12 protein-coding genes are annotated in these 14,515 nt (G+C 49.3%); 8 read left to right on the forward strand and 4 right to left on the reverse strand.

All coding sequences use genetic code 11. The features are described from left to right. Positions 1-64: 64 nt before the first annotated feature. Positions 65-355, reverse strand: coding sequence for a hypothetical protein (locus AC6I7T_RS02640; protein WP_497791739.1), 291 nt, complete (start codon positions 353-355; stop codon positions 65-67). A gap of 373 nt (positions 356-728) precedes the next feature. Here AC6I7T_RS02640 and agaR point away from each other — a divergent pair, with 373 nt between their 5' ends. From agaR to AC6I7T_RS02660, 4 genes are all read left to right on the forward strand, one after another. Then, positions 729-1,535 (forward strand): transcriptional repressor AgaR, encoded by an 807-nt coding sequence (gene agaR / locus AC6I7T_RS02645; protein WP_497791740.1) that lies wholly within the window; start codon positions 729-731, stop codon positions 1,533-1,535. A 48-nt stretch (positions 1,536-1,583) separates the two neighbouring features. Further along, entirely contained in the window at positions 1,584-2,636 is a 1,053-nt protein-coding gene (locus AC6I7T_RS02650; protein WP_497791741.1) for an SIS domain-containing protein, read from the forward strand. Between the two features lie 144 nt (positions 2,637-2,780). Continuing rightward, complete coding sequence (locus tag AC6I7T_RS02655) at positions 2,781-3,857, forward strand: amidohydrolase family protein (RefSeq protein ID WP_497791742.1); 1,077 nt, start codon at positions 2,781-2,783, stop codon at positions 3,855-3,857. A 36-nt stretch (positions 3,858-3,893) separates the two neighbouring features. Further along, complete coding sequence (locus AC6I7T_RS02660; protein WP_497791743.1) at positions 3,894-4,637, forward strand: hypothetical protein; 744 nt, start codon at positions 3,894-3,896, stop codon at positions 4,635-4,637. Between the two features lie 13 nt (positions 4,638-4,650). On the opposite strand, the gene AC6I7T_RS02665 is transcribed toward AC6I7T_RS02660, so the two are convergent. Beyond that, positions 4,651-5,145, reverse strand: coding sequence for a GNAT family N-acetyltransferase (locus AC6I7T_RS02665; RefSeq protein WP_497791744.1), 495 nt, complete (start codon positions 5,143-5,145; stop codon positions 4,651-4,653). 102 nt (positions 5,146-5,247) lie between these two features. Further along, entirely contained in the window at positions 5,248-5,685 is a 438-nt protein-coding gene (locus AC6I7T_RS02670) for a response regulator (protein ID WP_497791745.1), read from the reverse strand. Between the two features lie 920 nt (positions 5,686-6,605). On the opposite strand from AC6I7T_RS02670, the gene AC6I7T_RS02675 reads away from it, so the two are divergent. Together AC6I7T_RS02675 and AC6I7T_RS02680 are read left to right on the forward strand one after the other, a co-directional pair. Further along, entirely contained in the window at positions 6,606-9,887 is a 3,282-nt protein-coding gene (locus AC6I7T_RS02675; RefSeq protein ID WP_497791746.1) for a carboxypeptidase-like regulatory domain-containing protein, read from the forward strand. 408 nt (positions 9,888-10,295) lie between these two features. Further along, positions 10,296-11,672 (forward strand): hypothetical protein, encoded by a 1,377-nt coding sequence (locus AC6I7T_RS02680; RefSeq protein ID WP_497791747.1) that lies wholly within the window; start codon positions 10,296-10,298, stop codon positions 11,670-11,672. 174 nt (positions 11,673-11,846) lie between these two features. Here the strand turns inward: AC6I7T_RS02680 and AC6I7T_RS02685 are convergent, their stop codons facing one another. Beyond that, entirely contained in the window at positions 11,847-12,830 is a 984-nt protein-coding gene (locus AC6I7T_RS02685) for a GNAT family N-acetyltransferase (protein WP_497791748.1), read from the reverse strand. A gap of 84 nt (positions 12,831-12,914) precedes the next feature. Here AC6I7T_RS02685 and AC6I7T_RS02690 point away from each other — a divergent pair, with 84 nt between their 5' ends. After that, a complete protein-coding gene (locus AC6I7T_RS02690) occupies positions 12,915-13,853 on the forward strand; it encodes a LysR substrate-binding domain-containing protein (RefSeq protein WP_497791749.1) in 939 nt (312 codons plus the stop codon). Between the two features lie 26 nt (positions 13,854-13,879). Beyond that, entirely contained in the window at positions 13,880-14,506 is a 627-nt protein-coding gene (locus AC6I7T_RS02695) for an HD domain-containing protein (RefSeq protein WP_497791750.1), read from the forward strand. The last annotated feature ends 9 nt before the right edge of the window (positions 14,507-14,515 follow it).

Consider the following 14,515-nt stretch of genomic DNA (forward strand, 5'->3'; position numbering starts at 1 on the left):
TTGGAAGGAGAGAAAGGCCGCGATCGTTCGGCTTAGCTTCGAAACGCGGCCTTATACAGAGACGCTAGGCCACCTTAGGCTTCGATCCGTCGGTTGCGCAACCACCCTTCCCCTTGCAGGAGTTTTTCCCCTTACATCCGTTATCCCCGCTCTTGCAACCGCCCTTGCCCTTACAGTCATTCTTCCCCTTACAAGAATGCTTATCCTTTTGAGCATCAAAGGATGACTGCGCAAAGGAGGCCTTGCCCATCTTGGCCACGGTTGTAGTCGTCGAGGAAGGTGTTGTCGTTGCTTGCATCGTTGCAGCACCGCTCAGCAGTCCGGAGACGGCTGCAGCTACCATCAAACTTTTCATCGAATTCTTCATCTTGTATTCCTCCGTATATTTGCAGGCCTTGAGTTTTCACACGTATTGCTTTCGGGGAAGCCTGCCAACGCATAGGAGTCCAGGAACACTGAAAAGTTACAGCGCCGAGGAGGAATTTTTCGGGACGAAGAGATAGATGTTCCTGGGGAGCAACCTGTCAGGTGATCGTCCCGGAAAGAATCATTCTCTTTATATATAGGAGGCAAGAGAAGGAATCCGACCGCTTACGGAAGCTGAAAACGAAACACCGAAGGGACTGGGTGCGATATGATTCCTAGTCGCTTATTTTCGATTTGATAATCATTTGTAGCTCAATAGTGGTGAGAAAAGTTGCAAACAAAAGAAAAAGGTAGTAAAAGAAATGGCAGAGAAAGTCAAAATGGTAAATGCTAACAGCGGCAGTGACATGCTCATCGACGAACGGCGCCAACATGTCTTGTCGCTCATCCAGAGGGACGGACGGGTTCTGGTAGCAGAACTCTCTGATGCCCTTGGTATATCCCGCATCACCATCCGCAAAGATCTTGACTATCTTGAATCTAAAGGGCTTGTTCAACGCACCCATGGTGGAGCATTAGCCCCAAGGGGAGGCGCACTCTTTGATCCCTCCCTGAAAGAGAAAGAAAAGCAGCATAGCGAAGAAAAGAAACGTATTGCGGAAGCCGCCGTCAAGCTCGTCCAGGAGGGGCAGTGTGTACTTCTCGATTCCGGCACGACGACCACGGCAATTGCAACCCGTTTGCGCAGCTTCTCCCGGCTGACGGTCATTACAAATGCCATCAATATTGCGGCCGAACTCTCGGGAACCGAACTGGAAGTCCTGCTTACCGGAGGAACCCTACGAAAGAACTCCTCCTCCCTTGTCGGGCCCTTGGCCGAAGACATGCTGAAAGAGATTCATGCGGACATCCTCTTTCTCGGCGTCGACGGCTTCGATCCGGAGATTGGTCTGACGACTCCCAACGTTTTGGAAGCACGCGTCAATCGGGCGATGGTTCATGCCGCTAAGCGCGTGGTTGCTGTCTGCGATTCAACGAAATTCAATCAACGTAGTATGGCCTTGATTGTTCCGCCATCGGCCATCGACATGATCATCACGGATAGCGGAGTCTCCAAGGAAGTTCAAGAAGCATTGAAAGCTGCCGAGATCGAAATGATGGTGGTATAAAGCTCGTCCTCGTCACGACTCGGGAACAAAAGCAAACTGAGAGAAACTATGACGACAAAAGTTGTGACGCTGGATGAAATCAACAATCAACCCCGAGTTTGGCAAACCGTATTTGAATCTCTAGCTGAGAACAAACTGCTAACTCAATTAACGCCATTGCAGCCGTTGAAGCTTCAGTGGCTCTTTATCGGATGTGGAACCAGCTTTTATTTGGCGAATGCCGCTGCCTCCAGCTTTCGATCCATTCTCGGTGTCCAGGCTCAGGCTGTTCCAGCCTCTGAGTTTTTGATCTTTCCCGAGAGCGTGCTTCTAAATTCCGATAAGCAGATATTTCCGGTACTCATTTCCCGATCAGGGATGACCTCGGAGGTCGTCCGCGTTGCGCGCGATCTGCAATCGCGTAAAATTCCGTTTCTTGGCATCACCTGTGACGGAGAGGAACTGGAGAAGCTCTCGCCCTATACCTTACGCCTTCCTGTAACCGAGCACAGTACGGTCATGACGGCTTCCTTTACATCGATGTTGCTTGCTCTGCAGTATTTGGCGGCAACCTTTGCCGGCAAGCCTGACCTGCTCTCGGCTTTCTCAAAACTTCCTGCGGCGCTTGAGGGCTTTATCGCGAGATATGAAGAACCAATAAAGAGCTTGGCGAATAAGAGCTTCGAAAACTATGTCTTTCTGGGGCAGGGAAGCCTCTTCGGAGTTGCGCAGGAATGCGCTCTAAAGGTGACCGAATCCTCCTGCAGCTACACGCAGAGCTACCACACACTGGAATTTCGGCATGGACCCAAGTCGATTATTGCGCCTCAGGTTCTTGCGGGATTTTTGATTTCGGAACAGGGATATAAGGAAGAGCTCGAAGTAGTACGAGAGATGAAGGAACTGGGTGCAACAACACTGGTAATCGCAAATAATCTCACGGCAGAACTCCAGGCTGTTGCAGATTATGCTTTCGAATTATCCCTCGATGTTCCGGAGATCCTACGTACTGCGTCTTATGTCGTAGCAGGTCAGCTTCTTGGAAGTTATGTTGGAATCCGAAAGGGATTAAATCCCGACTCTCCCAAAAATCTGACACGCGTCGTCATGCTTGAAGTCTAGAGCAATTTCAGCGTAGCTGTAGCTAGGAACCCACGAAAGCTTGTGCCGTTTTCCGCTTGTATTGCAAGCCTCAAAACAGGGATCGGCAGTCCCATCCCTGTGTAGCAAAGTGGAAGTCTGTTTCAATCGGTGAGGATAGAAACGATGGGAAATCCGCAAAATGATGTTAGGCAGGATCAGGATAAGTTTGTCTCCATGGTGAGCGCTGTAGCCGAGGTTGATCTGCCGCTAAGCCAGTTTGAGCCCAGGACGATGCTGGTAATGCCGGAGCACATGATTGGGACGCCAAAGTTTCCTGTCATTGACTATCACAACCATCTGGATTCCCAAAGCCCGGAAAGCGTCCTCAAGATCATGGACAGCTGCGGTGTCGAACGAATTGTGAATATTACGATGAAGACAGGAGAAGAAGCTCTTTCCATGATTCATCGTTTTCACAATGTCGCACCGGATCGCTTCTCTACAATCGGGTGGATGGATTGGTCGGGAATTGAGCGTCCCGATTTTCCAATGCTTGCCTGTGATCGCCTGGAACAACTCGTAGAGCACGGAGCTTGTGGTATTAAGTTTTGGAAAGATCTTGGTCTCCAAATTCGGGATGGAAACGGCACGCTTCTGAAGGTGGATGATGAAAGACTGGCTCCGATCTTTGATAAAGCCGCCGAACTAGGAATTCCAGTCATGTTTCATACAGCAGATCCTGCTGCTTTCTTCCTGCCTATCGATCGCTATAACGAGCGATATGAGGAGCTTGCGGCACACCCGGATTGGGGCTTCTACGGATCGGCTTATTCGAAGAGGGAATTACTCGAACAGCGAAACAGAGTCTTTGAGCGCCATCCCAAAACGACTTTTGTGGGAGCTCATGTGGCTGAAAGTGGGGAAGACCTGGACTTTGTCAGCGCAACGCTGGAACACTGTCCCAATGTCTATATCGATATAAGTGCCAGAACTCCGGAATTAGGCCGTCAGCCTTATCGTGCACGTGAGTTCTTCCTGAAGTTCCAAGACAGAATCCTCTTTGGCACCGATCTGCTCCCGGACATTTCCATGTACCGACTTTATTACCGTTTTCTGGAGACAGCCGACGAGTATTTCGACTATCCTTCCCATGCTTCGAGGCAAGGACGGTGGAAGATCTACGGAGTCTTTCTGCCTGATGAGGTTCTTAGGAAGTTGTATAGTGAGAATGCACTGCGACTACTTCCCAAAATTCGCTGACAGCTAGCAACCACAACTCGTTACTGAGGTGATGCTATGGATCGAGCTCTTTGTACTGGACTGATCGCAACACTTCAACATGCACTTCCACCATTGGAGGCGCGACGCGACGTGGATCCTTTTGCGAACGACGTGTTCGAGGCAACAAGCTACTGGCAAAATCTCGCGAGAGAAATGCTCAAAAACAATACAAAAGTAGACTATCCAACACGCGCTACAGAAGAACAAAACCTGTTATCTGTCTTTCTGAAGCGGGTAGCTCGCATACCAAAGACCGAACAAGAGATCTATACCGGTCTTTTGCACGATGCGGGGCAGCTGCTGGAACAGCTTGCCACTGTTCCTGTTTGCGAGGAAGGACATCTTGGAACAATAACCGCAATCAAAAAAGAATTCAGCTTTCTAGAGACGAGCTATAACTTCAGAGTTAAAGAGGTACAGCCCACCAGCGTGACCTATACCTCAGGAGAGGTTTATCTTCATCTAGAATACGCAAAACAGCCATTCCTCTCATGCGTATTTGGATCTGAAGAAAACCAAGAGGTCTCGTTTTGGATTGACGATCTCCTCTTCCTTTATGGGGATCAACGATATACATCAATGCAAATTGAAAATACGCTTCAAACCCCGGAACAGGTACAGGAATGGTTCAGCTTTATTGCGAGCATCTGGAAACAATGGGGAGATGAAGTGCTCTCCAACCGAGCCGGAATCTTCAGTCGTCTAGCGAAAGCTCAAGAAGAACGCGACACACTCTTGGCCCAAATCGAGGACGAATAATGAATAATGATCATTATTGTAGAGAGGGAAGCGTGCGACCAGCAGTCCAACGCATTTCGCTATTGGCAGGTGTAAAGCCTAGCCTTTCATAGACAGGCCGTCCCATCTTGCTGGCATGCAAAGTGACAAATGTGATTTTTCTCCGTACCGCATCCTTCATGAGCTCACGCATCAATTGCTTGGCAATGCCTTGGCCGCGGTATTCCGGTACTGTGTACACATTGAGGACATAGCCACGCAGGGGCTCTTCATGAAAAGGATGGGGCGGCCAGTCGAGAGTAACCATGCCGACTCCGGCAACAACCCTGTCGCCATCGGCAGCCAACCACCCGGAATATAGCCCTGATTGGAGGCGCGTCTGAATCCAGGGGCGAAAAGCGTCGATAACCTTATGCAAATGGTCGTCGTCAGGAATACCATCATCTACGAACATACGGTAACGCTGTGCCGTAATCGTCTCAACATCATCTATGGTCGCGAGGCGAATCGAAATCTCGGGCTTGCTCATCTTCTAAACATATTGTGAAGATCGAACAGTTGCAATGGTTTACGCCAATATTCCTGAACTCGAATTACAGTTGTAAGCAGCAGATATTCTTACTGAAAGATCCTAGACCTTCCGAACCGGAGGTGCCGTCTCGTTGAGAATGAGCCAATACAAACCAAGCTGCCGAACAGCCTCCATGAAGTGCGAAAAATCGACGGGCTTGCGGATATAGCTGTTCGCGCCTAGACCATAGCCGTTAATCAGATCCTGTTCTTCATTCGAGGAGGTTAGAATCACGACAGGCAGCAGCCGGGTACGCTCATCGTTGCGCATTCGACGTAGGACTTCCAGACCGTCGATTTTAGGGAGCTTAAGATCCAGCAGGACAACTTGCGGCATTTCGGTCAGATCTCGTCCTTCATACTCACCTGTTCCGAAAAGGTAGTCCAAAGCGGCAGCACCATCACGCGCTACAACAACTTCGTTCTTTATATTGTTTTTCTTTAGCGCGCGCAGGGTTAGCGCTTCGTCGTCCCGATTGTCTTCAATGAGAAGGATCATCTTCTCCTCCATATGGCCCTGAGCCCTTTCTCGGAAAAAAACGGCAATCAGTCTAGAAATGAAAAGACTTAGCTTTAATCTTCTTCCATAGAACTGATTACAGTTGATTTACCAATAATCATCCCTTTCGGATATCTCCCCCCTGCTATGCGCTGCAAGTCTTTGCCGATGATATCGATGGCTATCTTTTCTTTATTCTTTGTAGTACCTTCCACGTTACTACATATCTAGTTATTTGAGCTGAAATTTCGTTTCCATTCCCGTAAAAGTGTAGAAATTGACCATATGAAAAAAGGCTCTTCAGAAGGTCTAGGGTTGCCGTATTGGGAATTGAAGCACTTCGTACTTGCCTTGGAGAATGGCTAGGGGGTATTTCCTCATCCCGGGATGAATTCCCCCCAACAGCGATTCACATCCGGGAGAAGATGCTTAGGCCTATCGACAGGGATACCGATGAACCGTCCTTCACTTCGTCCTAAGTGAATCCTAGTATTGTAATAAGTATCAGTATCTATTGCTTTATTCTGAATTCGAAGAGAATGCAGCATCAGACGCAAATGAAAGATTTGTGGTCGAAAATTGCAACATAGGTCATGTGTCCTAGACACGCACCCGACGGTGGACTGATGACAGCGCCTTGTAATCATAATTAAATCCTCATCAATCCCCTGTGAAGTATCTGTTACTTTTCACAGGCCGACCACTGCAGCGCAATAGTGCCAGAAGTCCAAACGGGCTGGTTATAGAACCACCTTTGAATAGCTGTATTCCTTTTTGACCGAGCAATATTTACAGCGTTCTCGCATTGACCGAAGACAATCAAGCACCTCCTGATGTTGGCATTTCCCCCTGGAAGAGTCACTCGATCAGCTGTTGCTTTCGTCATTCTTCAATTCGGAATCGCCCTAGGGAGGATAGGCGTGAGAAGACTTCTTTTATGTAGTGCGGTGCTGTTTGTGTTTGTGACAGCATCCTTGGCGCAAGTTGCCAATAATACTTCGCTAGTAGGAGATGTACTGGATCCCAGTGGACACCCAGTATCAGGAGCAAAAGTTACCGCAGTAAATCAGGAGACCAAGGTCGTATACTCCGATAGAACCAACGATTCCGGATACTACTCGATTCCTTTCGTCGCTGTCGGCACCTATGACATCACCGTCGAGCAGAGCGGATTTAAAAGAATCACAACCGTGGGAGTTCCGGTAGCGATTAATCAGGCGATACGAACAAACTTCAATCTGGAGCTCGGCTCCGAAAATACTTCGGTCACAGTAACAGCAAGTACTCCTCCGTTGGCGACCGACGATGCCACGCTGGGTGAAACGCTCAGCGAAAACATGGTAACCAATCTTCCTATGAATGGCCGCCACGCTATGGATCTTGCGGCTACAGCCTCCAACATTATCATCGGTACCAAATCGTCCTTCACAGGCATCCCTCCCGGCGAAGATTTTATCGGAGCTGGACAGCGTGAAATCACCAATAGTCTTACGCTGGATGGCATTTCGATCATGAATAACCTGATTACGGTCTCGTCAGTTTCTCCTAACCCGGATGCTCTTCAGGAAGTTCAAACACAGAATGGAAACTATACAGCTCAATACGGCGGCTACATGGGTGTCCATATCAACATGGTCACCAAGAGTGGCACAAATTCTCTCCATGGCACCGCTTACGATTACATCCAAAACACTGCTCTTAACGCTAAAAACTATCTGAGCAGAAGTACAGCAAAGACGCCGATGCACTACAACCAGTTTGGTTTTGTGCTAGGTGGTCCCGTTTACCTTCCCAAGCTCTACAACGGGCACGACAAGACCTTTTTCATGGCTTCTTACGAGGGGCTTCGTCAGAACCAGTTGCTCACAACCGTTGGATCGGTATTAACGCCGGAGATGAAAAGAGGCGATTTTTCAGCTGTTTCTACTCCCCTCTATAACCCTTATACTGGACAGCCTTTTCTGAATAATCAGATCCCATCGACGATGCTCTCCTCAATCAGTCAAAAGATCGAGAGATACATGACGGAGCCGAATGTCGCAGGCATCAATAAGGGAACACAGAATAATTTCAATGGTGGGGTTCCAAACCAGCTCACCATCAATCAAACGCTTGACCGAGTTGACGAGAATATCGGTGACAGTATCCGTCTTTTTGGTCGTTACGATTGGCAGAATCTCTCCTTTGTCAGCGGGTCGATCAATCCGGTTTCCAATCAATACTCACCGACAAACAGCCGAAACATCGCCTTCGGATATACCCACATCATTACGCCCAATCTGATTAACGACTTCCGCTTTGGACGTAACCTTCTTACCTCAAACAATCTGAATAGCAACGCTCAAAATGGGCCGAAGGATGCAGGTACACAACTGGGAATTCCCGGATTTACCGCGGACACATCGAGTAATAATCCTGGACTTCCGGATTTCCATATTACAAATTTCTATGGTCTCGATGCTGCCGGAACAAACTGGTACCAAGATGATCGCACTTTACATGGTTACGACCAGATCAGCTATACCCATGGAAAGCACAACTTCATGGCGGGCGTTGAACTGAGAAAGCTTACGCTGGGGCGTGCAGCACAGAATAGCCCTCGTGGAGTCTTTACCTTTGATAGCACACTCACTGCTTGTGTAGCTGCTACTGCTCCGAATAATGTTTGCCCCAGCAATAGCGGATATGCTGCAGCCGATTTCGTATTGGGACTTCCGCATATAGTCGTAACGCCGATCACTGAGCTCAAAGGATCGGTAGGGGAGTGGCGTGATGGATTCTTTTTCCTGGATAACTGGCAGGTCACTTCAAAGCTGACGCTAAATTATGGTCTCCGTTATGAGCTACCTACCGTTCCATATAGTCTGAATGGCTATGCCAGAATCCTGAATGCGAGCCAGACGGCCCTCATCCCGGCCTCGAACGCTACGAACGGAGCGACATTCACTCCTACTCCAGGCTTCAAGTTTATCAACCCCAATCACGATAATTGGGCACCAAGGCTTGGATTTGCTTATCGTGTAACCCAGAAAAATACCATCCGTGGTGGTGCCGGTATTTTTTATAATCCTAATCAGCTAAACAGCTTTACGCTTGCATCGGGAAATTATCCTTTGGCTGCTTCTGTGCAATACAGTACTACAGCTGGTAATCCCACCCTAACCCTTGCTTCTCCAACCGCCGGATCAGGATCCGCTTCGCCGGTCGCAGGTGTAGCCGGAACCTACGTCAACGTTTTCAACGATAGCCCGGATCTTCGAACTCCGCGGTTATATCAATGGAATCTCGATGCCAGCACTCAACTATGGACAAATGCAGGCTTCGAAATGCAATATCTCGGATCGCATGCCTTGCATCTGGACCGCAGCTATTATCCTAATCAGCCAAGGCCCGGAGCGGGTGCTGTCAATCCACGTCGCCCCAATCAACTCTTTGGAAACATCCGTCAAATTCAAAATGATGAATGGTCAAACTATCATGGCCTTACGGTGATCTTGCGTCAGCGGATGACCCATGGTCTTGAGGCGATGGGGAGCTACACCTGGTCTCACACTCTGGATGTTTCCAGTGATTCAAACGGCGGTGGCACGCCCATGATTTTCTACAATCCCGCAGCCGATTATGGGAACTCGAACTGGGATATCCGCCATCGCTTTGTTGGTACTCTCAGCTATGACCTCCCAACATTGCCTGGCGCCAATGCCTTCACACGTCAGATTGTTGGTGGCTGGCACCTAAACAGCATCGTGACTTTGCAATCTGGCACACCCTTCAACGTAAGTATCGGATCCGACAGGGTTAACATCGGTGGAATCGGAACACAACGTCCGCAGTGGGTACATGCACCCTCAGCTCATTGCGGCCGTGACACTGTTATTAAGGGAACTTCCTGTATCGACTCCACGGCCTATGCACTTCCTGCCATGTATACCTTTGGGAATGTGGCCAGGAATGCCCTCTACGGGCCAGGATTTGTGAATGCAAATATATCCATCTTTAAGGAATTTCCTCTCTGGGAGAATGTGAAGTTCCAATTCCGTTCGGAGTTCTTTAATGCCTTCAATCACGGCAACTTCGGAAACCCTGTACCTGCTGGAAGCACCAGTGCAGTTTTTCAATCCAGCAGTTTTGGAACAATCACAACCATGAATACCGGATACACACCACGCATCATCCAGGTAGCCGGAAAGATCAACTTCTAGCACCGTGTATTTAGCCTCACACAGCCGTCGGATACTACGGCGGCTGTGCTTTTTCACCGCGGCGAAAAGATTTTAGTAAGCGGAGGAGAGAAGATTGTAGCCGAGCAATTACAAGAAGTTGCTGTCGCAAGTAATTACGAGCTAATAGAAGTCCGCAACGACGTTGTTGAAGCAGGAGTAATTTCTATTCATCCTCTTCCATGAAGCAATTGTCATTTAACGTTCATCTATTCATAGTATTGTCCTGATAACAATAGTCATAGGCCCCTGTGGCTATTTTATGAAGGTGAACGCTCACGCCATTTCTTGATCTCCTCTTTCGGCTACCCCTTGCCTGTGAATCGGGATCATCGTCGATTCGCAAGGATTCTTCTTGTCCCAATAGCATTTTGCAAAGGAGCTTTCGCGATGACGCTTCGCCATATTCCCCGTGGATATAAGTTAATCACTTTATCGTTCTTGACACTTGTCCTCTCACCGCTTGCTTTCTCTGCAGACAGTGCAACAATTAGCATCCCGCAAGGAACACCGCTTCCGGTACAAGCCGAACAGCATTATCCCATGAAGGCCGGAACAAAGATTGAAGCGCGCCTCCTATATCCCGTCTATGCAGAGAACCACGTGGTAATCCCTTCTGGAACACTGCTCCGCGGATCAGTTGTTCAACTCGATCGCGATCAACATCGCCGTAATCGCTCCAGACTAGACGGAGACTTTACCCCATTCCATATCCCGGTGGTGCGTTTCGACCAACTGCTTCTCCCTGATGGATCTGCGCAGCCGATTACGAGTTCTACCTCGGGCAACGGAGCTCCGATTCTGCGTCTCGCAGCTCCGGGAGCAAACGCCAAGAATAGCTCACTCATCTCCAGAGAACTTTCACAGGCGAAACAGCAAGCAAAAGATAGCATTGCTATGCTGACTGCACCCGATAAGGGAGACAGAATTCTTCAACTCATGTACCACCAGCTGCCATACCATCCTGAGCGCATTGAAAAGGGAACTGCCTGGACGGTTGAACTTACTGAGCCGTTAACTCTCAAGAAGGATGCATTTCCAGAACAGAGAGCAGATAGGGAAAAGGCTATCGAGGGATCACAGCATCCAGAAACCAGTGGCGCTGCCCCAGAAGTGCAGAATGGACGTAATGAATGGCTGCTGGATGCTTATCTTAAGCAGACGCTCAGCTCTGCTACGGCCAAGCAGGGACAAGAAGTGCAAGCTGTAGTTGCAAAACCGATCCTGAATCCGGATCATTCTATCGCCATCCCGCAGGGAGCTACACTCATCGGCACGGTGACGAGAGCACAATCTGCTCGCTCACTCGCTCGTCCGGGTAAACTACGCTTCGATTTTCGGGAGATAAAATTGCCGGATGGCTCGGCCCAACACGTTGAAGGATTATTGGCTGCTGCGGCCTCCGATACCAGATCCAATTTGCAGATGAATGCTGAAGGTGAGGTCCAGCCAAAACAGCAAGACAGGATCATCATGCCTCTAGCACTGTCTCTTCTGGCTACTCGCGCCTTTGACAGCGACGGAAATGCAGCGGCGAATGGAGCTGCATCGTCAAATGGATTTGGGCTAATTGGCCGAGCGTTGGGAACGGCCGCAGGCTCCAGAAATTTCGCCGCGGGAATCGGATTCTACGGAGCCGCGCTCTCTGTTTACGACCGGTGGCTTACTCACGGAAAAGAAGTTGTCTTTGCAAAAGACACTCGGGTTGAAATTTTGACCACACCGATCAAAAGCAGCGTCCTCAGTACCACAAAGGAGAGTCACTAGAACGGAATCAGGGTTACTGTGTGAGATCCGGCAGGGCTAAGTGCAGCCTTTCTTGACGGAAAAGCTGCGCAGTCCTCTGTGGCTTGCCAATACATCTACCCTAATTCCGTTGTAGCACCTTTCAAATCTGGTGAGGTGTGTGGCCATTTCTCGGATGGAGTGGTCACACACATATCAATTCTTTCCTAAATACATCTCCAGAAAGACATCCGCTCGAGCATAAGGAGATGGAGTTAGCTCCGTCTCTGGAACTTCATTGAAGCCGAGAGCCTTATAGAGATGAATTGCGGGCGCCAATTTGCTATTCGTCTCCAGATATAGACGGCGTATGCCTGTTTCGCGAGCGTAGTCTACTGCTGCCTGCAAAACCCTTCGTCCGATTCCTTGGCCCCGCTCCTCTTCTGCTACGGCCATCTTCGATACTTCAAAACTCCCATCCTCCATGCGGATAAGTGCACAACAGCCAAGTGCCTTTTCTCCTCGAAAAGCAAAGAAGATCTCCCCTCCGGGCTTGAGGATGATCTCAGCGGGATTATCGAGAATCTCCCGGTCCTTCTTCTCGATCTTGAAATAAGCTGAGATCCAGGCTTCGTTGAGAACACAGAAAGCGAGCTCATCTCCTGGCTGAAAGGTACGGACGACTATAGTTCCGGGGAGAAGAGACTTTCGCATAAAGATCGTCGCTTGCGGATTGCTGTTATAGCGCGCACAGCGCTGATATCCCTGCTCTTCATAAAAATGGATGGCGGCCTTAAGGTCGTCTTTCGTATCCAGGTAAAGCCAGTTCATTCCAAGAGCTTTGGCATCTTCCTCTAGGGATTGCATCAAGACTCGAGCGATCCCTCGACCGCGGAAATTCGGGCGCACATAGAGTCGTTTGACTTCGCCGGTTCGTGGAATTCCGGGAAGCGGACGAAGCATGACGCACCCTGCTGGAGTAGATCCTATATACGCAGTCCATATTCCGCACATTGGATTTTCGAGAGTGTGCAAGAGTGCCTCTCGGTCATCGCGCAAAACTACGTCGATTGCATCGTAATACTCTTCGATCAGGCAGAGAGCATCCTCGATATCTGCATGTGAGGACTTTCGTACAGTCAGCGAAGCTTCAGGCATGAACTCCCTCGAAGATGAATGTGAAGCCGTCAATGTGGACATTGTGCCCTCCTCTTGATTGTTACACTAGACAATTTCGATTAAGACGTCCAATATCTTGTTTATCTTGAACAGGACGAAATTGATATGAATGGTTTACCTGAGGTTCGTCAGCTGCGTTATTTCCTGGCTGTTGCAGAGGAGCTGCATTTCGGACGCGCTGCCAAACGTCTTCATATGGCACAACCGCCTCTATCGCAACAGATTCGACGCTTGGAAGAAATCGTGGGCTATCCGCTCTTCCAGCGCACTTCCCGGGCTGTCAGACTGACTTCCTCTGGAGAGCTTCTCCTGGTACGCACACGACAAATCCTCAGCAAGATAAACAACGATATGGAATCGGTGCGTGCTGTTGCCCGTGGCGAGACTGGCACTCTAAACCTTGGATTTGTCGGTTCCGCCATGCTGACCCAACTGCCTTCTATTCTTGGTCGTTATCGAAAGCTCTATCCAAAGGTCGATTTGAAGTTGAAGGAGTACTACACGGCAAGGCTAATTGAGGCCTTGCTCAACGGAGAGCTCGATGTAGTCTTGCTTCGTGATGGAGATACTCACGAGGAACTGAGAATGGAAACAGTTCTCACTGAACCGTTCCTTTGCATATTGCCGAAGAAGCATCCTCTGGCAGCACTAAGGACAATTCCTGTCAAACGCCTCAAGGATGAGCCTTTCGTGCTCTTTTCCCCAATTGCAGGCAGGGAAGCATGGAAAAGGACCTTGCGCATCTGTGAAGCCCAGGGCTTTCAACCCAGAATCGTCCAAGAGGGGCCGCAATGGCCTACGATCCTCCGCTTGGTTGGCGCGGGACTTGGCGTCACGATTGTGCCGGAATGCGTAAAGAGGTTTGCCGACTCCGAGGTCGTATGGAGGAGACTGTCACCAAGCAATACATTCTCAACGATCGACCTTGCATATCGGAAGGATTCTTTTCGCCCCAATGCAGAGGCCTTTTGTTCTCTGGTACGAAAAACATTCTCGTCGAAAGTGAAGGCGGCAAAACCCACGGGGCAGGAGTTGATTGGATAAGCAGTATATGAGAATGTGGAACTACGATGCATGAGGCAATCTTTTCAGTCCTGCAGGCGTTACGGCTATCCGAACGTCTGAAGTTTGAGCTGAGGCATAGCTGGCTCTCCAACGGAAGACAAGAGAGTGTAGCCGAGCATTGTTGGCAGATGGCCTTTATGGCGATCCTCATTCACCCCTTCCTGAAGCAGAAACCTGATCTTGAGCGCGCTCTCAAGATGATCGTGATCCACGATCTGGTTGAGGCTCTGGTTGGTGACGTCCCTTTCTTCGAAACGGGTCCTCGAAAAGAGATGAAAGCGGCAAGAGAAGAAAAGGCAATTGCCGAACTTCGGGCTCAGCTTCCTCATCCCTGCGGAGATGAAGTTGCGGAACTCTGGCACGAGTTCGAAGAGCGCAAGACTCCAGAAGCCTTACTGGTTAAGGCTCTAGATTCATTAGAAGTTCAAATGCAACATAATCTGGCAAACATTGATACTTGGCTCACCATTGAGCATGAATTGGTCTATACCAAGCTCGACGCTCATTGTCAGCATGATCCTTTCCTGCGGGAGCTTTGCCAGGCAATCAAGGGTGAGGCTGAAGAGAAGCTGGTTGCCGCCGGCGTCGATGTGGATTCAATTAAGTCCAAACTCACCGATCAGCCAAATTGAATTTCATTT

The organism is Humiphilus diazotrophicus, from assembly GCF_059726315.1.

What these genes read in the sequence shown, in the direction of transcription:
- AC6I7T_RS02640 (WP_497791739.1), bottom strand. Translation starts at nt 355, where the DNA reads ATGAAAAGTTTGATGGTAGCTGCAGCCGTCTCCGGACTGCTGAGCGGT.
- agaR (WP_497791740.1), top strand. Translation starts at nt 729, where the DNA reads ATGGCAGAGAAAGTCAAAATGGTAAATGCTAACAGCGGCAGTGACATG.
- AC6I7T_RS02650 (WP_497791741.1), top strand. Translation starts at nt 1,584, where the DNA reads ATGACGACAAAAGTTGTGACGCTGGATGAAATCAACAATCAACCCCGA.
- AC6I7T_RS02655 (WP_497791742.1), top strand. Translation starts at nt 2,781, where the DNA reads ATGGGAAATCCGCAAAATGATGTTAGGCAGGATCAGGATAAGTTTGTC.
- AC6I7T_RS02660 (WP_497791743.1), top strand. Translation starts at nt 3,894, where the DNA reads ATGGATCGAGCTCTTTGTACTGGACTGATCGCAACACTTCAACATGCA.
- AC6I7T_RS02665 (WP_497791744.1), bottom strand. Translation starts at nt 5,145, where the DNA reads ATGAGCAAGCCCGAGATTTCGATTCGCCTCGCGACCATAGATGATGTT.
- AC6I7T_RS02670 (WP_497791745.1), bottom strand. Translation starts at nt 5,685, where the DNA reads ATGATCCTTCTCATTGAAGACAATCGGGACGACGAAGCGCTAACCCTG.
- AC6I7T_RS02680 (WP_497791747.1), top strand. Translation starts at nt 10,296, where the DNA reads ATGACGCTTCGCCATATTCCCCGTGGATATAAGTTAATCACTTTATCG.
- AC6I7T_RS02685 (WP_497791748.1), bottom strand. Translation starts at nt 12,830, where the DNA reads ATGTCCACATTGACGGCTTCACATTCATCTTCGAGGGAGTTCATGCCT.
- AC6I7T_RS02690 (WP_497791749.1), top strand. Translation starts at nt 12,915, where the DNA reads ATGAATGGTTTACCTGAGGTTCGTCAGCTGCGTTATTTCCTGGCTGTT.
- AC6I7T_RS02695 (WP_497791750.1), top strand. Translation starts at nt 13,880, where the DNA reads ATGCATGAGGCAATCTTTTCAGTCCTGCAGGCGTTACGGCTATCCGAA.